Consider the following 19,878-nt stretch of genomic DNA (forward strand, 5'->3'; position numbering starts at 1 on the left):
ACATGCTTCATGAATGAAAATGAAGTACAGGTACTGAGATTCAACTTATCTCTCGTGCTTCATTTTTCGACGATGTATTTTCATTAATGAAATACAAATAAAATACAAAAGAATTACATTTGCAATTCATTTTCATTATGGAATGGTAGTTGAAGTCCATCCAGAATCTGTTTATCTATACCTTCCAGAAACTCGTGCATGAGAGTCTCGAGCTGATTTACATGATGACACTCAATTAAATGGTGCTTCCCTTTCTTATCCCGGCCATTTCGATGAACAATGTCGTGTCGAATGATCACTGAACGCGCTATATCTTTCAATATATCGGGCTGGAAACGGATAAGGAGGCATTCCTGATAGAGTTTTGTCACTGTCGGGATATGGTGAAATGACAGGCTGAATAGCTCCTCTTCGATAACTTTATCGAGAGAATCTAATTGGTTATAAATGTCTGAAAGAGGTTTTCTGGTGCTGCTCTTGAATTTATCATAGCTCTCAACGAAACGTCGCTTAACCGAAGGATGCTTTACAGCCCGTATGAGGATATCTGCAAGGTAAGCTTCCATGATGGTTATGATGCCGGAGTAACACATTCTCAAAAGCACAGGGTTTTCGGGTGCAGAGGTTACCAATGCACTTAATTCAGAAAGGCTCTGTCTGGCATGTCTGAGCGGTTGTGTGGCCCCTGCATGTTGTTCTTCCAGATCGTCAAAATCATCTACCCATCCTGCCGAAATGAGCCATTTCAGGTCCAGTTCGCATAGAGCGTCATCTTCAGTGATTAGCAGAACCGCTAAGGAATAAAAGTCTTGTTTTGTACACGGGAAATTAAAATTCGAATCACCAACCCAGGAGCAATAGTCGTCAACCGGGCTGACCATCAGGGAAAGCACAGGATCACCGGTTTCAACCCACTTCAAACGTTGGGAAAAATTACTCTCATTACTCGGCCAACATGCCACCTTATTTAACCGCTCAAGCCAGTCATCCAGCGTCGCTTTTTCAAGAACCGTGATGATGTGCTTCAGCCAGGTGATTCTGTACTGACGGTAATCTTCTCCGCAGGGAGGTTCCTCGCTTTCAAGTTCAGCCAGCTCCGCAATAGATTCCGCCTTCCAGGACTCATTGGCAGTCGAAAAATCCCGTTCGAGAGCGGCCCGGTCATATCCGTTCAGCTGTAACCGTCGGCGCATCTGCGCCACGGTCGTTCGATATCCGATAAACGTTTCTTTTGACCAGACCCCGTCCTCCTCTTTGTCAATCTCCCTGACACGATCACCCTCCTGAAAATACCACTGATGATAGTCATTCTGCGTATCGTACAGAGTGAAGTTACCGACAGAGATACTGGTCCACGTTGACATAGAACTCCTTAATTGTAATACATTTGAGATTCATCTGTATTTCAAATGTATGTTTTATTAACCTTAGTGAGTTTTCATTAGACGTGCATGAGTAATTCAATTGAAATACAAAAGAATTACATTAGTAATGCATGTCAACGATACATTACTCATCTTCCCAGAGATTATGATTTCCACCACAAAACTCACATCCGAATAATGGACCATTGTCTTGAATATTTGTTGATTTCCCTGAGCAGTAATCGCACGAGCCGACCGAGTCATGAAGAGTCAGGCACTGCGTACAGAGGTATGTTTCACCGAACTCACAAACGGTTTCGTAACCGCCACAATCAGAGCAGCTGGCAGGCCCGCCATCAATCAACTGGTCTTGGGGGCTGAGCGTACATTCGTCAAGCAGGTCATACCGGGAAGAAGTATGATGGCAGTGACTACAGGTAAAATTGATTTCACCGTCCTGCTCAATGCGCTGGCTTGTAGCACAATGTGGGCATATTACGTCAAGATACAGGTCCGTGACGTAGCCGCAGACAAGGCAGTCTGTTTCATGATGTGTGTGCCTACCTTTTCCAGTGATCACGGAGTGGATACCCGCATTTTTGCGGCAGGTGTTGCATTTCGTAATTTCAACTCCCTTCTCGCGTAGCGCTTTCAGTCTGTGTCCGAGAGAGCGGAATTTCGCATTTATATAGTATTGAGACGTAACCAACATGCGCCTTTCATCTTGAGCCAGTTTGAAATATAAGTCCTCGCCAAAAATATGCCGCCAGTCCTTACGAATAAGCTGATTCAGCCTGAACCAGGCATCGGCCTGTTCGTTGAGGATCTGCTTCATCTGGATGGTAGTAAACTCAGGGTGAAAGAAATGAACCAGACGATTGCGGTGCTTCCGGACTTTATCGAAAATGGTATGTGTTTCATCGCTCAATGGCTTTTCAAGCACATGGCGAAGAAGGTCGCGGGTTTCGTCATAACTGATTGACTGGAAATCACCATCACGGTAGGACTGTTTGTTTGGGGTTTTCTTTCTGCTACAGACCAGGCTCCAGTGCTCATGGGCCAGAGGAACCTTCAGTAGTATTTCAACCGCAGTCCAGAAACTGACGACCGAGCGTTTTGGCTGTGATGCCTCCAGCTCTTCCCGTGCCTGTTCCAGAAAATCCAGACCATTATTGATAAGCGCCTCAACATCCTGGCTGAGCTTAACGCTCTTAGGAATTTCAATCTGAAAATCTTCGTCGGTCATCTTTATTTCCCTGTATTATTTTGTTCCCCGCAGCAGCTCGAGCGCGTCGCTAGTATCGAGCGTGAACCGTAGCTGCTGACTGGCGGCCACATCAAGTGCAAATATCTTCGTATAAACTTCGGTACTTTCAAACTTCTCGTGCCCCAGCAGTCCCTGAACAACCTTTGGGTGAACGTGGCCATATAGAAGGTGCATCGCAAAACTATGCCTGAACGTGTGGGGACTGACGTCGATACTCAGTTTTACACCGTCGCGATTTGCTGCATCTGTGGCCCGGACCAGCCAGTTACGCACCGTCCGGTCGGACACATTCCACACCGGCTGCGCACGACGTTCGCCGGTGACGGGGTCGTCCTCAAACTGCTCCCTAGTGCTGGCGAACAGCCGGCGAATCTCATCGACATAAGCCGGGTCAGATAACGGCACCACACGATTGGCGCTTTTTCCCTTGCGCGGACGGCCACCGCCGGCACGTCGCTGCTTGGCGGTGCGCAGAACGACATGCGGAATGCTCTCGTTAAGGTGGAAGTCACGCCGTCTCAGGGCAAGACCTTCGTTCAGGCGTGCCCCGGTATTCCAGAGGGTATTGAAAAAAGCGTGCTGGCTCCAGTCCGGGACATAGTGCAGCAGCGCGGCCACTTCCGGAGCCAGAAGGTATTTTGGCAGTTCCGTGTAGTGCCGCGCCATCTCTCGAAGGGAGAGCGCACGGCCGTAGTCCATGCCTGCCGGCTGTCCGTGATGGGACAGGGCAGGGGAGGAGAGGGCTGTATGTTGTGTTTTGTGACAAACTGCCCTCAGCGTGACTCAGGATTCCTGGAATAGCGGAAATCGGAATGCTGATTTTGCAGAGAATGCAGAAAGTGCAAAAATTGCACTTCTTTAAGATTTTGTGTATTATTGGTTCATGGAAATCTTAAACACCCGAGACGAGGCGACTATGACAAACGCAAGTTATGCACCTAAAGCCCGTGCTCACCTCAAAAGCCAAGAGCACACTGAAAACCAGCTTTTACTGGCCCGCATTCATAATGTGGGGTCCAAGTTCGTTGAGGCATTGCATGAACTGCCACGCGAAAAGCTGATGGATCTACTTACGCTGCAGGATGAAGAATTCTGGGCCGAGTTAAGAAATCAGGCTCAGCTGCAGACGTTAATCAATGCACAAACACCTGAAAAACAGGAACAGGAAGAGCGCGCAGAAGCCAGAGAGTTATTCCTGAAATCTCTCGAAAAATCCGGAGGGGTACATAAGTCTTCCGCAGCCATTAAAATTCTGGCCACAACTGTTCCGACCCTGATTAAAAAAGGCAATCGTGGTGAAGTGATATTCCTTAAATGGGGAGCTGAAAATCTTTATCCGGTATTTCAGTTCTGCACCCGCGAGAAAAATTCAGAAGGTGGCATGCTGGCCGGCATCCCGGAATTATTATCCCTGATGAAACATAAGACTAGTGCGGTCAGAAAGTGCCAGTTTTTTACCCGTGAAGTAGAAATTCCGGGAACAGAGACGAAGGTTTCTATTGTGGAAGCGCTACGTCGGGGAGCCACTCCTGAAGAGATGGCGCATTTCAGAATTCTTGCTGAAAACTTCGGAACTAACCATACGATGTAAAAAATGGGCCTCACGGCCCATTTATCATCTCAGGTAACATTATAATTTAAATGAGATTTTAAGATTTTCTTCGCGCTCATTCCGTTATGACTGTATTCAGTCAACGGCGTGACTGAAAGATTCTTCAGCATGCCATGACCATCCGCTGCATCGGACCACAGGGCAATACAAGGTTTGCCGGTGTGTCGTGACAAATATTCCATACCATCAGCATAATTTGACAGCACTTCGGCCAGAAACTGGGTATCGGCATACACAGTTTTTGGTCCCATCAAATCACCGAGAGCAGTTTTCAGAAGCGGGGCCAGGGCAGCTAAATCAATGATTTTGATTGTGCGGGCTGCCTGAATCTCCGCCATACAGTTGAGTTCAAGATCATCTTCCGTATCAATAAACTCATACTCCTGATAATACTCTTTCAGTCCCGTATGTGGCGTTGTCGCCAGATACATAACACCTTTGGATTTACTGATAAGTGAAAAACGGTTTTCAGCATTAAAGTTGAAATAAATACCGTTTCCACCGTGATACTGGTCCTGAACTTTATAAAAAACAGTATCAACCGCCATTTCTTTTACGATCTGGCAATATGTGTTTTCAGCGCTGGCAAAAATTTGAGCTACTACATTATGTAGGTCTCCAGTAAATAGATTCATAAAAAATTCTCTCCGTATAATTCAAACATCTAATTCTTTGAGTTTCCATAGGGAAATCCTCTCAGATTTTGTGAGTGTGTTGCGTCCGTAATCCAGACGCAACGTGAGGTAGCCGCCCGTTAAGCTGACGACTGGGGATATAATACATGACGGGAAACAAGTTTGACTTAAGGAGTTGAAAGACAGAGGAAAAATTACGATAAACTACGCATTCTGGTAGGGAAGGCGTTAGAATTACATATTCCAGGTTGCAAATCCTGCGGATGTAAGTCCGTAAAAAAACGTCCTTTCACAAGGACGTTTTATGGGATGTGTCTGTGTTCAGATAGTCTTTTACAGAATACAAATGTATTTCACATGTAATACAAGCGTATGCTTTCAGATATTCTCTTTGATTGCCTTGAGCACCTTCTCCGGGCCGGCGGACCTGGCCAGATAAAGACCTGCACGCAGTAAAGTCGATACCGTGATGTTCTTATGCGTCAGGGCCTGGATTTGTTCGACCAGTTCCTGTGCCAGTACTTTTTCAGCCGGGGTCATACGGACTGTCTTGGGCGTTTCACCGGTCGTATTTTTCTTTTTAGCGGCAATGTTAGTCAGACTGCTTCCTGCTGCAGTTCGCTGCGGCTTCTCCATTTTTGGCCGGACAAGTTCTTTTGACATTACGCTGCCTCACTGCTGATAATTTCGTCAAGTTCACGCGCAAGCTTGGCGTAGTCTACTAACGCCATTGCACTTTTCTGGTAGTAGTACAGCGGAACACAAGCAACCTGAGACTGTACAATCGCCTGGTCTGTTCGGATCCTGCTCTTCAAGAGTCGTGGAGATATTCTTTCGTGCGTGGTCAATGCCGATTCAATATAGGTATTAATTTTTTTATTTGCTGCATTATAGTTATTACGGAAAACGCTGAATCGTGAGTAATTCTCTTCCGATATCTCATCCATATAATCCAGCATGATTTCCAGACCACTCAAAGAGAAGCTGCCGCCATCGACAGGGACTAGAACATGGTCTGCGATATAAATGGCATTACCGGTCGCAATATTCAGACCCGGAGCACAATCGATAATGATGTACTCGTATTCGTCCCGGATCTTCTCAAGATGGCGAGCAAGAATTTTTTCCCGATGGCTACGTGTGAGGGTCTGCTCGATGATTTTTTCAAATGTCGGGTCTGAAGGTACCAGATCGAGGTTCGGGATTGGCGTATCGCCGGCCATTGCAGGAACAATGACATCATGGATGTCCAGGCGAGCATTACTATAAAGATCGCAGATGGTAGGGCCATACATGGAATAGTATTTCTTTCCATTTGCAGCCACTTCAGTGGTGTTAGCCTGCTGATCGGAATCCATCAGCAGCGTACGTTTGCCTGACCTTGCGTAGTGGACAGCCAGGTTAGTGGCGGAGCTCGTCTTACCTGGACCGCCTTTGTTGTTCATTATCGCAATTATCTTTGCGGACTTCTGCTGTACATTGTTAGCCATGATAGCTCTCGCATATAGTTACCAACTGTACTGAGTTGTAATCTATTTTGATTTCATTGGCAATACAAATGTACTACATTGATATTGCATTTTGACCTCATTTTTTGTTTTCAAGGCCCGGTAATACTCAGCTAAGGCTATAAACACAATGGAAAAAAAATCATACACCCCCTTTATGAGCGCTGGGGCGCAAAAGAAAATTGACGATGGAACATGGGAAGTTATGGGCTTGACCGTTCGTGACAGAAAGACCGGACGAATTGTGGCTAACCTCAAAACGGTAACGAATGAGTCTGAATCTGGCTATACGCCGGCAATGTTTTTAGCTTTAAACGACCAGATTATCTGCTCTCAACGACTTCTTTCAGAACACATCAGGCAGGTATATCAAAGACTGCATGCAGGTCAGTTCCGGATTGAAGATAAACTCGATTTTATGATCGACACTAACTTCGGAGCCCTACAGGGTGAAATCTTCTATCACTTTAGTCGGTTCGAAACTCTGAGAAATGGTAATTCAGATGCCGCTGAGAGATTTCTTGAATCGGGGGGGCTTCTTGCCAGTAGGATATCAGGGATGATAGACCCGTTAGTTAAAAACTATCTGGACCAGGTGGAAGTAACGGCTGGTAATCAAACCATGAAGTACTCAGAGTATCTGGCCACTCCCGTGAACCAGCTTCAGTGGATGTCGGTTTCGGCTCTGAAATATCCAGCTTTCAACAACACCTGGTGTCATATCCTGATTGATGGGCTTCTGGAGTTATTCAACGAGCTGAATATTGTGTCGGTCTGCTTTAATCAGGAGCTGTTCATGGGTTACCGTGCCTCGCTTGAAGCACTTCATGGAAAACTACATACCTTACTGAATGACCTAGTTTGGGGGGTTAAACTTTACAAGATGCCCCCACATTCCCATAACCAACATACGTTGCATACGTACCGTTTACAGGTGTTCAGCACAGACGCTAACGGCGAATGGATTCAGGCAAATGAAGCCGAACGTCTTGAGAAATACTGGGATTTATTCAACCGGGACAACCTTGCAGTGACTCATTTTCCTCGGGCACAGAACTCTTTTGAAAATCCAACTCGCGATCCGGAGTTATACCAGGCTATCAGTCTCATTCTCGATCTGTTGGATAAAATTTCAGACCTGCTTTGCCGAAGCGAGCAGCTGGAGGAAGGTGGAATTGACGATACCGAAGCGCTCCAGCTGCTTGCAGAAAAAATATTCCGCGCACCGAAATCTATTCCAGATCCGTAATCCCGCTTGACGGAATTTTGACCATTGGGTTCTTGTGGTTATTTGGTTGTCAAGAGGTATCAGGCTGGGCGTTGTTCTTCAGTGCTCAGCTTATCCGGATACATACTGGTTGGGATTACCCCGCCTGCACCTCTGCAGAAAAAGAGATCTTTTTAACTCTTGGCAACAGGGGTGTTAATGACGATAGTTTTCGGTAAAGCCGGACCTGAAAGTAACAAGTTGCATCAGACCAAGTCGATGGATCTAGGTCGTCATAGAAGCCGGTGTTAATCCAGACACGCCCTGTTCCTTTTCGGCTTCATGCCCATCAAAAGCCCAATACCTTCCATCTGGTTCTTCACTCCACGTAACCTGGAGTGCAGGCCATTCACCGACTGGTTTTTCAAGATACATCCACATGTTCCTGCTAGCTGTTCTTTTATTGCAAGCAAGCTGGGCAGCCAGTTCATCTGATTCAGGCGTCACTGATAGGCCCTCCCCCTATGTGCACAGGTGGATAGTCGCATAAAGACGCATCGAAAAGATCAGATAGGAAAAAATTATTGCTTTCCGGATTAGCGAAAGGGTTTTCAGGTGGCGTGTAATCCGGATTATGACGCAAGAGAGAAATATGAAGGAAGGTGCTGGAAAAATGCACGTCAGTGGTTTTATGATGAAAAGGTGAGCACGTCTGTAATTCCTCTGCTGCTCGTTTATCCAACTTACCAGAAGCTCATTAAATTAATGGCAAAAAGGAGAGCCTGTGACACTTAAACTTCAGCAAGAAATGCCAGCTGGTAGCGACCTTTTTCGGGGCGAAAGCCACCAAAAAGTAGCTGATCAGATGACAAAAGTTATTAAAACAGAAGATATAAATATTCTTGGCCTGGAAGGGGAGTTAGGGTCAGGAAAATCTACCATCATTCAGTTTCTGAAAAAAACACTCTCTCCTGAGTATACATTTATTAACTTTGATGCAGAGCTATACCATTATGGAAATACAAAAAAAGCGTTAATAGAGGTTATTTATGAGGGGATAAATAACAGCAGAGGCGTGAACAAGGAAAAACTAGAAACACTCAAAAATAAAGCTTTGGGTAACATCGTCGAGTATGATAAACAAGTCAAAAGCAGGCTAAGTTGGTGGACGGTGAGTTTCATACTTTTGTGCCTTCTTTCTGTTCAGATGGTTCGGTATCTCCTCCTGGATCTGAATGGTTATCTGAAAAGCACGGGCGTAGTTTCACCGCCTATTATCGGCCTTGAACTGCTTGCTGCACTGTCTCCCGGTCTACTACTGTTGTGGCTCAAACTCATTCATCCTAAAATAAGAAAAAAACGCGGAAAAATAGAAGAGATTGTAACCGTCGGCGATCTTTTTAAACAGAATAGTGTGGACAGAATTTCTGAGACATGGCTTATCAGCAGAGAAATAGGAACGATTGAACTGATAAATGCGCTGGCAGGTTTCACAGAATGCGGAACAGTTCCTAATAATGCAAAATTCATTCTGATAATTGATAATCTGGACCGAATTAACTCAGATAAGGTTAAGGAACTGTGGAGTGATATGGAGCTTATTTCCGGTACCACGCACAAGCAGTTCAGGATCATTGTACCCTATTCAGCACGGCAGGTGGCCAAATCACTTCTTGTTGAAGGACACTCTGGCCGCGAATTCATTGCAAAACGTATCCCCGTTACATTCACTGTGCCACCATTAATCACTGCCGGATGGCAGGATGCGTTTCAGGAAATGTGGAAAGAAACAGTATATGAACAAGGTGAATTATCCTGTTCAGAAGCCATTTTAATACTTGAACGGTGGCGTCCGAATGAATATCCGCGAATCACACCGAGGCTGTTGAAAAAGCTGGTTAATGACATTCATATCCTTCAATTAACGGTATCTGCATCATGCCAGGAAGAATATGTATTGCTCGCACTTTATATCGTGTTTGTCAGATACAATGAAAGAGAGGTAACTTCCCTGCTTCGTTCTAATACAGGCAACGATGCTGGTTTAGCACCAAACGATTTTGAGGATAAAGTGCAGGCGACACAGGAGCAGCTGAATCGTCTGTTTTTAAATGACACACAGCGATGGAGTGAATACCTGATGAGTATCCATTTCCAGTCATCTGTGGCACTGGCACGATCTGAGTTGTTTGATACCCCATTGACGGAAGCTATTAAAAACCGCGATTCCGTTGCCCTTGAAAAATTGTCAGGTTTGTATGGCTTCAGCCATGCATGGAGGCGTTGCTCTGCCCAAATTTCAATGCAGGACTGGCTGGAGACCGTCGCTAAACTAACTGCAGAAGGTATCAATCAAATTCGCCAGGAAATTAGCGATTCAGTAAGAATACTGAATGCCACTTATGCAATTAAAGACCGCGCTGCTTTCCGGCAGCACTTTAGTCAAAGTGTCGCTAATTTAGTCGCGGGTGGTTACATTGGACAGGAAGCCTTTATCGTTCGTCAGAGTGAACACTTGGTAAGGGAGCTTACGCTTCTGCAGGCCACACCCAGCAATGATGAAAATTATGTTACCGAATTGCTTACGGAAGCAGATTTTTATTCAGGTATGACCGGGCGAAATTTGTTAAGTGAGATCACTGCTGATCTTTCTGGTGAAGTTTACTCGATGTATCTGTTGAACAGAGAAAAAAAATATCCCAACTTACACATAAGCAAATTATCGTTGGTGGAATCTGAGACCAATAAGATGCTTTGCTTTGAACTCTCTCATACAGATAGTGACATATTTAACAAAAATATTATCCGGTTCTTTGATTTAGGCAGTAAAGTTATTAAAAAACTAATTGAAAATGAAAGCGGTTTTTTACCAACTGCGGTATCTAAAGATTATGCTGATTTTTCCCAACGCTTACCCCTTAATGATATTTATCAATTCAGAAATTTGATATTTAACAAAGAATGGTATTCAGCCGGATACCTTCAGCTCATACCTTACCAGAAAGAGATTCAGGCTTCTCATCCAGAGGAATTTGCAGCTCAGGTTGTGGCACATATGGTGGCGATCAATGACTACACATCAATTTCCATCTATGCCGATGAGTTCACCGAAAATGAAGACTTTAACAGATACCTTTCTTACTATTTCATCTATATGAACTCATTCCAGACGGTGATAAAATCATTGAGCCATGATATCGCAGCGTCGTATGTACGCAAGGCTATTACTTCTATCTTCGTCGACAACAAGCTTGGATATATTAATACTGTCCAGTATGTAAGTACATATTACCAAGCCATTCATACATTATCAGATGACGTAGATATATTAAGACCGATGTTCGAGAGGGAGGAGGCTCTGGCTGCCAATATTAACGAAAAAAACCTAGAGGTGCTGGATCGTCAGTTTATCGATGATATCTTCAGAACACAATCGTTGCCATTAGTGCAGGAGAAAATCATCACCCTGAGTGAGTCTTGTTTTGCTGATGCAGAGGCCCTGCATACTGCTTTCGGTGTGCTGAATAAAAACAGAGAACTCGTTCTTTCCAGAATGAAAGAGTCTGGGAGATTTGTTTCTTCAAACGCCGTTACGCATGTTTTTGCCGAATGGTATCGTACATCAGACGTGTCCAAATCTGATAACGGTAAGAATATACGCTTCTTGTGGTCAGTTATGGATCCCGTCCAGCGCACAGAAATACTTCGCGAACTCCATGACATTTTACTCGAAGGTGACCGAAGTATTGAAAGACGAATTGCAGTTATACGTGACTTTCATGACGTGCTTGTCTTTAGCGAACCAGAAAAGAAAACATCGCGCCGGGCAATCGCCGCACTGTTCCCGCGCTCTCTCGATGACGCTGTTCTTCGTGAATGGCTTGATGCGCAGAATCTGACGCTGAGCAGCTGGAGTGCCGAGGATGCCGAGAGCGTCAGTCATGTCGTATGTGAAAATTTTGATTTGTTCCCTGGCTTAACGGAGTCGTCTCAATACATCAAGAAACGCTTAATTCAAAATTCTTAGCTCAGCACAAACAAGCACACTGCGGGGAGCTTGTGATGGTATTTCCGGTTATACCTTTTTTCGGATCTCAGCGGAAAAAGAGAGAACCGCGCCATCCGCCTGCCCCGCGATCTGGATTTTGAGGGGGTGAACGAGCTCGAGATCGTCCGGGAAGGGAACAGCATCATCCTGCGCCCCGTCCGGCCGACCTGGGGCTCATTCCTGGCGCTTGAAAAAGCCGATCCGGACTTTATGGCAGAGCGCGGGGACGTGGTCTGCGACGAAGGACGGGTTAACCTGTGAACAAAACCTATATGCTGGACACCTGTATCTGCTCGTTCATCATGCGCGAGCAGCCGGAAGCGTTGCTGAAGAGCCTAGAGCAGGCGGTGCTGCGGGGTCACCGCATCGTGGTCTCGGCCATCACCTGGTCTGAGATTTCATTTGCCGCCCGGGCAGCAGGGCCCGTCGCGCAGCTGCTGGCTGACGCGTTCTGCGCCCGCCTCGATGCCGTCCTGCCCTGGGACCGCTCGGCGGTGGACGCCACCACGGAGATTAAGGTGGCGCAGCGCCTGGCCGGGACGCCAATCGGCCAGAACGACACGGCGATCGCCGGGCACGCCATCGCCGTCGGTGCCGTGCTGGTGACCAACAATACGCGGGAATTTGAGCGGGTACCAGGTCTTGTGCTGGAAGACTGGGTAAAATAACGCTGTAAAACAGGCGGTCTGGCGCTGCCGGACACTCTTTCAGTCGGCGGTATATAAAGGAATAAAAGATGCCTCTGATCACGCGGCTTATGCTGCAAAACTTTAAAAAGTTTCCGGAACTGGATCTGCGCTTCACTCATGACCGTAACATTCTGGTCGGGGACAATGAGTCCGGGAAAAGCACGATTCTGCTGGCCCTTGACCTTGTGCTGAGTGACAGCCGGCACCGGGTCGAGGCATTGGGTGTGGAATCGCTCCTGTCCCAGTCAGCAGTCAGGCAGTTTCAGGAAGGTGAGCGCCGCGCCGATCAGTTACCCGTGCTGACAGCTGACGTTTTCCTGAGTAATGGGGGAGATCCTGACCTGAACGGCAGGCAAAATCTGGCGGGTATCGATGCGGATGGTCTCAGAATGCGCATTGCACCAATGACGGAGGAATACGGTCAGGATATTCACCATGTACTACAGCAGGAGCCCGATAATTTTCCCTATGAATACTATTCCGTGCGGTTCAGCACCTTCTCCGGTGGTCATTTCGCCGGCTTCAGACGCTATCTGCGCCATCTGCTGTTAGACAGTGCACGCATCGATAACGAGCACGCCGCACAGGAATATACGCGCACAGTTTACAGCGTCAATGTGCCGGTGGCCGATCGGTACCGGCTTGAAAACAGTTACCGGCAACAGAAAATGCACTTCTGCACCCGGCATCTGTCCGCCATAAACGACACGCTGGAAACGTATCAGTTTGGCGTGCGTTCCGGTGCCAAATCAGGTCTTGAGGCGAATCTGGACATTACCGAGGACGGTATTTCCATTCGTCACCGTGGAAAAGGAAGGCAGTGCTTCATCAAAACGGAGTTTGCACTGCAGCGGCATCAGCAGCAGGGAGAGCTCCACGCACTGTTGCTTGAGGAGCCGGAGAATCATCTCAGCCATGTCAGTATGAAGAGGCTGGTTAATCAGCTTGCCGCTGAACGGCAGACGCAGGTGTTTATTGCCACACACAGCAGCCATATCTCCTCCCGCCTCGATCTGCGTAAGGCAATCCTCCTCGGGCCTGCCCGGCCGGTACTGATGAATGAACTTTCCGCTGAGACTGCCGCCTTCTTTATGAAAGCACCGGATAATAACGTGCTGGAATTTACGCTGGCCAGACGTGTGCTGCTCGTGGAGGGGGATGCTGAGTTTATTCTGATCGAGGCCTTTTATCGCCGCCTGTATGGCAGGGCGCCGGAGGATGACGGGGTTCACATCATCGCTATCGGCGGAACGAGTTTCCGTCGTTATCTTGAGCTGGCCCGTCTTCTGGAAAATCGCGTCGCGGCCCTTCGTGATAATGACGGCAACTACCAGCAAAATTGCGATGAACGCTATGCTGACGTGCTTTGTTCCCGCACCCGGGTATTTGCCGATCGCGACAACACCCGATCCACATTTGAAATCTGCCTGTATCAGGATAACGCTGGTCTGTGTGATGCGCTTTTCCGCGGAACCCGCCGGACACTCACGGTGCAGGAATACATGCTGGCCAATAAGGCAGAAGCAGCATTCCGGCTGTTACAGCTGCACGCCGAAGAGCTGACAGTACCTGATTATATTCAGGGGGCACTGGCATGGATAAGAGAGTGATATTTGCGGTTGCCGGCTCGGGCAAGACCACGCTGCTGATACAACGGTTGAGTGAGGACCGGCGGACGCTGCTCCTGACCTTCACAGTGAATAATGAAGCGCATCTGCGGGCGCAGATTATCAGACGTTTTGGCTTTATCCCGGACGGGATCAGGGTGATGACCTGGTTTGAGTTTCTGCACGGTTTTTGCTTCCGACCTTTCCTGCAGGAGCAGCTGGCATCGCGTGGCCTGAGCTTCGACCAGCCCCCACCCGGAATACCGCGCACGAATGCCCGGCATTATCAGGATCCCGCCGGACGGCTGTATCACCGGCGGCTCGCACACCTGCTGACAGCCCGGGGGCTGCTGCCGGATATCCGTACCCGGCTTGCCCGTTACTACGATGAACTGCTTGTCGATGAAGTCCAGGACTTTGCCGGACATGACTTTAATTTTCTGCTGGAGCTCTGCCGCGCGGAAATCACTGTGCTCTGTTGCGGCGATTTTTATCAGCATACCTTTGACACAAGCCATGACGGCAACGTTAATTCAACGCTGCACGATGACATTACGCGATATGAGGCCCGCTTCGATGCAGCCGGTTTCACTGTTGACCGGGACACGCTCAACCGGACATGGCGTTGCTCGGCTTCAGTGTGCGAGTTTATCACCGGGCAGCTGAACATCCGTATCGCTGCCCATGGGACACATGCCACCCTGATTGAAACGATCGCAGATGCAGAGCGCGCTGCCACCCTGCACGCTGATAATACGGTGATTAAGCTCTTCTATCGTGAACATCACCGTTACGGCTGTTACTCGCTGAACTGGGGCGTCAGTAAAGGGCTCGACCACTTTCAGGATGTCTGCATTGTGATGGGACCCACACACTGGAAGCTTCTGAATCGTCAGGAACTGGCAGCCCTTCCGCCGTCGTCCCGTAACAGGCTGTACGTGGCATGCTCACGGGCGCGCGGCAACATTTATTTTGTCTCAGAAACTCATCTGCGCCGATTCAGGGTCTGAATCAGTTGATCCTCCATTGCGCAATATCCAGTAAAACAAGCTCTTCTTGGCCGCACACACCTGTATTTCGTTCAGATTCGGAAGGGATTTCATAAGCACTCCGGATGTAGTAGACAACGCCTGTTTCTGCGTGTAATCTACCATCTAGTTGATTGGTTGGTTTTCAATTAATAATTAATTTAATCCGCACTGTATCTCAGGAGTTAAAATGACTGATTTAAAAAAACCTTTTGCTGACGCTAATGTTATTCGCGGTACACGAGAAGCTATTCGCCAGCATCCAGAACTGGGCAATCTCACCTTTAACATGAAGAGTAAATCCAACGGTGGAGTATCCGTCCGAGTGGAAACTCATGCGACTATCCAGAACGGCAAGGTTGATACCAGTCGCTCCGGAAAATTTGCTAATGTTGGCGATGAACCTGCTGATTTATCGGGTACGGATAGCGGTATGGGCCCAGCTGAATACATTTTGCAGGCACTTGCCGGTTGTTATACCGCGACTCTGACTGTGATGGCGGCAGAAAAGGGCATTGAACTTGATGGTATTGAACTTGACCTGAATTTCGACATTAATCTGAACGGTTTCCTGGGTCTTGACGAAAAAGTTCGCAACGGGGCGAAAGCGATCCGTGTTGGCGTTAAGCTCTCCAGTCCGACCGCCAGCCGTGAACAGCTTGAAGAAATGGTTCGTGCTCTCCCAGAAAGCTCGCCGATCCACGATACCCTGGCGAACCCGGTCAGTATTGATACCCGGTTGGTGTAGGTAAAACTCAGAGAGGGAAATGCCTGAACACTGTCATTTCCCTACTGCCTGATGGCTATTAACTCCGACCAAAACGCGTTATCAGAGAAGGTTAAATTACTGTTGTGAACTGATGTCCCCTTGCAGGTAACAACAGGCGCAGATAATATCTACCAACTAGTAGGTTATAATTGTGAGGATTATATGTCAGTCATGACACGAGAAAGGCTTCTGAATGAAGCGGACCATCTGATGCGCGAACGGGGTTACTCTGCATTCAGCTATGCTGATTTGTCAAAGAGTATTGGTATCACTAAGGCCAGTATTCATCACCACTTCCCAACCAAAGACGTTTTGGGCGAACAAGTGGTGATTCAGGCCCATACCGATACCAAAAACCGATTTGAACAGATTGAAAAGACGGAGAATACGGTTGCGCAGATGCTTACCGCTTACGTGGAGCTTTTCATCGAGAGCTATCGCACGTCGCGTATGCCGCTGTGCTGTGCTTTGTCTGCGGAAATGGCCAATCTGCCACCGAATATCAGAGTTCAGGCGACCGAATATTTCGATATGCAGATTGCCTGGTTGACCAAAATTGTCAGCCGTGGCGTTGATGCAGGGGAACTGACTGCTGACTTGCCGCCATCAAAAATGGCGCTGCTTATTTTGAATTTATGCGAGGGCGCTAGCGTTGTTTCCCGGGCGATTAATAAGCCTGAGCTTTTCAACGATACGCTTGAACAGATCCTAATGATTGTTAAAAGAAAATAATTCTGGAGATGACCCCATGTTAGACTGGAACGAATACCGCTCAGAAGTGATGCAACGTGTTGGTGATCTGGGTAAGCTGACCCCGGAAACGCTAAAAGGCGTCATGGCTTTGGGCAACGCCGGCAATAAGACCAACCTTCTGGGCGCGAAAGTGCGTGAACTGATTGCACTGGCTTGTGCGGTGACGACTCGCTGTGATGGTTGCATCGCCGTCCATGCCGAAGCTGCCGTTAAAGCTGGCGCCACAGAAGAAGAAATTGCTGAAGCCCTGGGTGTGGCGATCAACCTGAATGCAGGCGCTGCAGTTGTCTATTCAGCACGTACGCTGGATGCGATTAAGCAACTGAAAGCGTAATAGTTATCGCGCTGAAAATATAAAAGGGCATGACTGCCCTTTTTTCACTTCTGACAGACATTGTCATCATGCTCTCTGGCATTAGGTCTGATATGGCTTTCATTGCCCCTTTTCAGAACGAAAACAGACTTTATTTCTCGTTAAACACATTTCTTACCCATTCGGCCAAAGCCTGAACGCCCGGTCGGTTAAGGTTTTCTCGTGGCATAATGAGGTCATATCCTCGCCCGGCGGGTATTTCTATTTCAAAAGGGGCGACCAGTCGGCCCTCATCGAGGTAATGTCGAATGAGTCGTTTTCTGCCCATGATGATACCGCCGCCATTGAGTGCCGCTTCAATCGACATCTGACAATTGTTGAAGCTTAAAAAATTATCTTCAACGGGCAGGTTTTTGCCAGACTCCCTGCACCATTCTCGCCATTCTGAAAAAACATTCTGGGAGTCAACGGATTCAGAGGTATGAATGAACGGGACTTCAGCTAACCAATGGTTTGCTTGCCTGATTTTTTTTGCAAGAGATGGAATACAGACGGGAACCAGCATCTCTTCAGATAACCGTTCGCAGTAGAGATCGGGGTATTTCAGATTACTATAGTAGATAGCGACATCTACTCGTTCAAGATTAAAATCTACCAGACCGGCCCTCACTCTGAAATTGATATTCAGCCCTGGCCACCGTTCGGTAAATACCGGTAAGCGCGGCATCAGCCAGAGAAAAGCGAAGGTAGGTGGAAGGCCGACAGACAAGGTTCCTCTCAACCCCTGCACGCGAATATCTTCTATTTCATCACTGATGCGTTTAAGTGAAAACGCGAGTACGCCAAGCAAACGCTCCCCTTCATCGGTCAACTGAAGTTTTCTGGTCATTCTGATAAACAGTCTGAATCCGAGCATGGATTCAAGAGAACGAATGCGTTGGCTAACAGCCCCTTGTGTCAGATTGAGGGTTGTCGCCGCCTTAGTAAAGCTCATATGCAGTGCTGCCGTTTCAAACGTATGCAATAGTGCCAGTATGTTCTGTTGAGCGAGCATTCATTATTTTCCTTCTTAATTTTTCTTATGCATTATTTACAGTAATGCATACCCCGGAATTGATCGTTTGTCCACTAAGCCCCTTGTCCTCTTTAATTGGCCCAACAGACGTCCTGACAACAACGATGAGGGGAATATCTAATGAAGGGTCTTAAGTTAGTGGTTATTGGAGCGGGTTCAAGCTACACACCTGAACTGATGGAAGGCATTATCAAGCGTCAAAATGAATTTCCGATCCGCGAGTTATGGCTGGTTGATATTGAGGATGGCCGTGAAAAAATGGCGATCATTGCGGGCCTCACCCGACGGATGCTGGAAAAAAATGGGCTGGATATACCGGTTTATGAAACCCTTGACCGCACAGAAGCACTGCCCGGTGCCGATTTTGTTTGTTCTCAGTTCAGGGCCGGTTGCCTGGAAGCACGGATCAGCGACGAAAGGATATCGCTGAAATACGACATGATCGGTCAGGAAACCAATGGGCTGGGTGGGTTTGCCAATGCATGCCGCACTATCCCGATTGCATTGGCTATAGCGAAAGAAATGGAACAACTGTGCCCGGATGCCTGGTTGCTGAACTTTACCAACCCGTCGGGAATGGTCACTGAAGCGATACTGAAATACAGCAAAGTCAAAACCGTAGGGCTGTGCAATGTGCCTGTTATCATGCAAAAAGGTATTGCCAGTGCTTTAGGTGTCAGTGACATCAATGAATTTATCATGCAGGTCGCGGGACTTAATCACTTCATTTTTGCGCGCCATATTTTTCATGAAGGTAAGGATAAGCTGCCTCAGGTTATTGAGCTGATTTCAGAGGGGAATGATCCGTTGGTGCCTAAAAATATTCCTCCTTTCAAATGGCCGGATCGGTTGTTGGCGAATATGGGAATGATACCTTGCCCCTACCTGCGTTATTACTACATGAGCGACGACATGTACCGTCAGGAGCTTGGCGAAGCACAAGGGGAAGGGACTCGTGGTGAGATCGTAAAGGAGCTCGAAAGAGAACTATTCGAAATTTATCGAAACCCGGAACTCGCCGAGAAACCGAAAGCGCTGGAAGGTCGGGGAGGGCAGTACTATTCGGATGCGGCATGTGAATTGATGAGCGCAATATATAACGACAAACGCATCATCATGCATGTCAATACGCGAAACGATGGTGCGATTGCGGGCCTGCCGGATGACTGTGCGGTTGAGGTCAGTTCAATGATCACCCGTTCAGGACCTATACCACTGAATGTCGAACCTTTCCCGGAAGATGTACTTCGTCTGATTCAACTGATGAAAAGCTTTGAGCAATTGACCATTGAGGCAGCCATCAGTGGTAATCGGTATACGGCATGGCGCGCCTTGGTTATTAATCCCCTGGTCAAAAGCGGTCAACTGCTTGAAAATGCATTGGATGAAGTGATCGAACATAACAAAGCGTTGATGCCGGCCTTCCAGCGCAATAAATAACGCTAAGCAGACTGGTCGGTTATTTTATAACAAAGCGGTTATCACTCTGAACGAGGGGGAACCGCTTGCCGATGATGCATCAGACCGCTAAGAGACTTTTTTAAACATAGATAAAAAGGCATTACTGCCCTTTTTTCAGCTCTGACAATGCTTGCTGATAAAACCCTGCCGATTTAACACCCGGTATACGCTGGACCAACTGCCCATCCTTGAACATCAGTACGGACGGCAGCCCCCAAATTTCATATTTGGTGGTCAGCACCGGTGCCAGATCCACATTCACTTTGCCGACTTTGACGTCGCTTTCAGTCTGCTCGGCAAAATGGTTAAAAATGTCTTCGCTCATCTGGCAAGGCGGGCACCAGGGGGCAGAGAAGCGCACCACCGCAACCCCTTCATACCTCTCGATTTCTCTAAAATTATCTTCATTGTAAAGGGCTAATTCACGCATCATTCACTCCTGTACGTTGTAACTTGTGAACAATTCTACCTACCAGTTGATAGAATTAATTAACATAAAAAGCTATCATCAATTGAAAGGTACTTAAGCGAAGACAATGCCA

19 protein-coding genes are annotated in these 19,878 nt (G+C 47.4%); 11 read left to right on the forward strand and 8 right to left on the reverse strand.

Features of this window, described 5'->3' with window-relative positions:
* Positions 1-113 precede the first annotated feature (113 nt).
* From QMG44_RS01565 to QMG44_RS01575, 3 genes are all read right to left on the reverse strand, one after another.
* On the reverse strand, positions 114-1,364 hold the full coding sequence (locus QMG44_RS01565) for a HEPN/Toprim-associated domain-containing protein (protein ID WP_126488701.1): 1,251 nt from the start codon (positions 1,362-1,364) through the stop codon (positions 114-116).
* Positions 1,365-1,509: 145 nt separating this feature from the next.
* Positions 1,510-2,610: a hsdR gene (locus tag QMG44_RS01570; protein ID WP_232931735.1), complete on the reverse strand. Its 1,101-nt coding sequence runs from the start codon at positions 2,608-2,610 to the stop codon at positions 1,510-1,512.
* A gap of 15 nt (positions 2,611-2,625) precedes the next feature.
* Positions 2,626-3,330 carry a tyrosine-type recombinase/integrase gene (locus QMG44_RS01575; RefSeq protein ID WP_232931734.1) on the reverse strand — a complete coding sequence of 235 codons (705 nt, stop codon included), beginning with the start codon at positions 3,328-3,330 and terminating at the stop codon, positions 2,626-2,628.
* Positions 3,331-3,547: 217 nt separating this feature from the next.
* Between QMG44_RS01575 and QMG44_RS01580 the strand changes: the two genes are divergently transcribed.
* The gene (locus tag QMG44_RS01580; protein ID WP_126488697.1) at positions 3,548-4,222 is read left to right on the forward strand and encodes a hypothetical protein; all 675 of its coding nucleotides are present in this window, start codon (positions 3,548-3,550) and stop codon (positions 4,220-4,222) included.
* A 29-nt stretch (positions 4,223-4,251) separates the two neighbouring features.
* On the opposite strand, the gene QMG44_RS01585 is transcribed toward QMG44_RS01580, so the two are convergent.
* The 3 genes from QMG44_RS01585 to QMG44_RS01595 all read right to left on the reverse strand — a co-directional run bounded on the left by QMG44_RS01585 (position 4,252) and on the right by QMG44_RS01595 (position 6,368).
* Complete coding sequence (locus tag QMG44_RS01585) at positions 4,252-4,878, reverse strand: RES family NAD+ phosphorylase (protein WP_126488696.1); 627 nt, start codon at positions 4,876-4,878, stop codon at positions 4,252-4,254.
* 378 nt (positions 4,879-5,256) lie between these two features.
* Positions 5,257-5,541, reverse strand: a complete 285-nt coding sequence (locus tag QMG44_RS01590) for a hypothetical protein (protein ID WP_047024408.1) — start codon at positions 5,539-5,541, stop codon at positions 5,257-5,259.
* Complete coding sequence (locus QMG44_RS01595; RefSeq protein ID WP_047024409.1) at positions 5,541-6,368, reverse strand: ParA family protein; 828 nt, start codon at positions 6,366-6,368, stop codon at positions 5,541-5,543. The genes QMG44_RS01590 and QMG44_RS01595 overlap by 1 nt, the downstream gene beginning before the upstream one ends.
* Positions 6,369-6,516: 148 nt before the next feature.
* On the opposite strand from QMG44_RS01595, the gene QMG44_RS01600 reads away from it, so the two are divergent.
* The 9 genes from QMG44_RS01600 (at position 6,517) to QMG44_RS01640 (ending at position 16,821) form a co-directional block, all read left to right on the forward strand.
* Positions 6,517-7,635 carry a hypothetical protein gene (locus tag QMG44_RS01600; RefSeq protein WP_126488694.1) on the forward strand — a complete coding sequence of 373 codons (1,119 nt, stop codon included), beginning with the start codon at positions 6,517-6,519 and terminating at the stop codon, positions 7,633-7,635.
* Positions 7,636-8,377: 742 nt separating this feature from the next.
* Positions 8,378-11,620 (forward strand): P-loop NTPase fold protein, encoded by a 3,243-nt coding sequence (locus tag QMG44_RS01605; protein ID WP_232931733.1) that lies wholly within the window; start codon positions 8,378-8,380, stop codon positions 11,618-11,620.
* 93 nt (positions 11,621-11,713) lie between these two features.
* On the forward strand, positions 11,714-11,902 hold the full coding sequence (vapB, locus tag QMG44_RS01610) for a type II toxin-antitoxin system VapB family antitoxin (RefSeq protein WP_126488692.1): 189 nt from the start codon (positions 11,714-11,716) through the stop codon (positions 11,900-11,902).
* A complete protein-coding gene (locus tag QMG44_RS01615; RefSeq protein ID WP_126488690.1) occupies positions 11,899-12,309 on the forward strand; it encodes a type II toxin-antitoxin system VapC family toxin in 411 nt (136 codons plus the stop codon). The genes vapB and QMG44_RS01615 overlap by 4 nt, the downstream gene beginning before the upstream one ends.
* Before the next feature lie 68 nt (positions 12,310-12,377).
* A complete protein-coding gene (locus tag QMG44_RS01620) occupies positions 12,378-13,940 on the forward strand; it encodes an ATP-dependent endonuclease (RefSeq protein WP_126488688.1) in 1,563 nt (520 codons plus the stop codon).
* Positions 13,925-14,947, forward strand: a complete 1,023-nt coding sequence (locus QMG44_RS01625; protein WP_126488686.1) for a DNA helicase UvrD — start codon at positions 13,925-13,927, stop codon at positions 14,945-14,947. The genes QMG44_RS01620 and QMG44_RS01625 overlap by 16 nt, the downstream gene beginning before the upstream one ends.
* A gap of 208 nt (positions 14,948-15,155) precedes the next feature.
* Entirely contained in the window at positions 15,156-15,713 is a 558-nt protein-coding gene (locus tag QMG44_RS01630; RefSeq protein ID WP_007374384.1) for an OsmC family protein, read from the forward strand.
* Between the two features lie 183 nt (positions 15,714-15,896).
* Positions 15,897-16,466 carry a TetR/AcrR family transcriptional regulator gene (locus QMG44_RS01635; protein WP_042936984.1) on the forward strand — a complete coding sequence of 190 codons (570 nt, stop codon included), beginning with the start codon at positions 15,897-15,899 and terminating at the stop codon, positions 16,464-16,466.
* Between the two features lie 16 nt (positions 16,467-16,482).
* On the forward strand, positions 16,483-16,821 hold the full coding sequence (locus QMG44_RS01640) for a carboxymuconolactone decarboxylase family protein (RefSeq protein WP_007374386.1): 339 nt from the start codon (positions 16,483-16,485) through the stop codon (positions 16,819-16,821).
* A gap of 130 nt (positions 16,822-16,951) precedes the next feature.
* Here QMG44_RS01640 and QMG44_RS01645 read toward each other — a convergent pair whose 3' ends face one another.
* Positions 16,952-17,854 carry a LysR substrate-binding domain-containing protein gene (locus tag QMG44_RS01645; protein WP_045334639.1) on the reverse strand — a complete coding sequence of 301 codons (903 nt, stop codon included), beginning with the start codon at positions 17,852-17,854 and terminating at the stop codon, positions 16,952-16,954.
* 141 nt (positions 17,855-17,995) lie between these two features.
* Between QMG44_RS01645 and QMG44_RS01650 the strand changes: the two genes are divergently transcribed.
* Entirely contained in the window at positions 17,996-19,315 is a 1,320-nt protein-coding gene (locus QMG44_RS01650; RefSeq protein WP_007374388.1) for a 6-phospho-beta-glucosidase, read from the forward strand.
* Between the two features lie 121 nt (positions 19,316-19,436).
* On the opposite strand, the gene QMG44_RS01655 is transcribed toward QMG44_RS01650, so the two are convergent.
* Positions 19,437-19,766 carry a co-chaperone YbbN gene (locus tag QMG44_RS01655; RefSeq protein ID WP_126488735.1) on the reverse strand — a complete coding sequence of 110 codons (330 nt, stop codon included), beginning with the start codon at positions 19,764-19,766 and terminating at the stop codon, positions 19,437-19,439.
* Between the last annotated feature and the right edge of the window lie 112 nt (positions 19,767-19,878).

The organism is Enterobacter sp. 200527-13, assembly GCF_027924865.1.
Taxonomy (GTDB): Bacteria; Pseudomonadota; Gammaproteobacteria; order Enterobacterales; family Enterobacteriaceae; genus Enterobacter; species Enterobacter ludwigii.

Bases quoted from the DNA above. Each gene is read 5' to 3' on its own strand.
- QMG44_RS01580 (WP_126488697.1), top strand. From the start codon at position 3,548: ATGACAAACGCAAGTTATGCACCTAAAGCCCGTGCTCACCTCAAAAGC.
- QMG44_RS01655 (WP_126488735.1), bottom strand. From the start codon at position 19,766: ATGCGTGAATTAGCCCTTTACAATGAAGATAATTTTAGAGAAATCGAG.
- QMG44_RS01625 (WP_126488686.1), top strand. From the start codon at position 13,925: ATGGATAAGAGAGTGATATTTGCGGTTGCCGGCTCGGGCAAGACCACG.
- QMG44_RS01585 (WP_126488696.1), bottom strand. From the start codon at position 4,878: ATGAATCTATTTACTGGAGACCTACATAATGTAGTAGCTCAAATTTTT.
- QMG44_RS01635 (WP_042936984.1), top strand. From the start codon at position 15,897: ATGTCAGTCATGACACGAGAAAGGCTTCTGAATGAAGCGGACCATCTG.
- QMG44_RS01645 (WP_045334639.1), bottom strand. From the start codon at position 17,854: ATGCTCGCTCAACAGAACATACTGGCACTATTGCATACGTTTGAAACG.
- QMG44_RS01630 (WP_007374384.1), top strand. From the start codon at position 15,156: ATGACTGATTTAAAAAAACCTTTTGCTGACGCTAATGTTATTCGCGGT.
- QMG44_RS01595 (WP_047024409.1), bottom strand. From the start codon at position 6,368: ATGGCTAACAATGTACAGCAGAAGTCCGCAAAGATAATTGCGATAATG.
- QMG44_RS01565 (WP_126488701.1), bottom strand. From the start codon at position 1,364: ATGTCAACGTGGACCAGTATCTCTGTCGGTAACTTCACTCTGTACGAT.
- QMG44_RS01650 (WP_007374388.1), top strand. From the start codon at position 17,996: ATGAAGGGTCTTAAGTTAGTGGTTATTGGAGCGGGTTCAAGCTACACA.
- QMG44_RS01570 (WP_232931735.1), bottom strand. From the start codon at position 2,610: ATGACCGACGAAGATTTTCAGATTGAAATTCCTAAGAGCGTTAAGCTC.
- QMG44_RS01600 (WP_126488694.1), top strand. From the start codon at position 6,517: ATGGAAAAAAAATCATACACCCCCTTTATGAGCGCTGGGGCGCAAAAG.
- QMG44_RS01620 (WP_126488688.1), top strand. From the start codon at position 12,378: ATGCCTCTGATCACGCGGCTTATGCTGCAAAACTTTAAAAAGTTTCCG.
- QMG44_RS01575 (WP_232931734.1), bottom strand. From the start codon at position 3,330: ATGGACTACGGCCGTGCGCTCTCCCTTCGAGAGATGGCGCGGCACTAC.
- QMG44_RS01640 (WP_007374386.1), top strand. From the start codon at position 16,483: ATGTTAGACTGGAACGAATACCGCTCAGAAGTGATGCAACGTGTTGGT.
- QMG44_RS01590 (WP_047024408.1), bottom strand. From the start codon at position 5,541: ATGTCAAAAGAACTTGTCCGGCCAAAAATGGAGAAGCCGCAGCGAACT.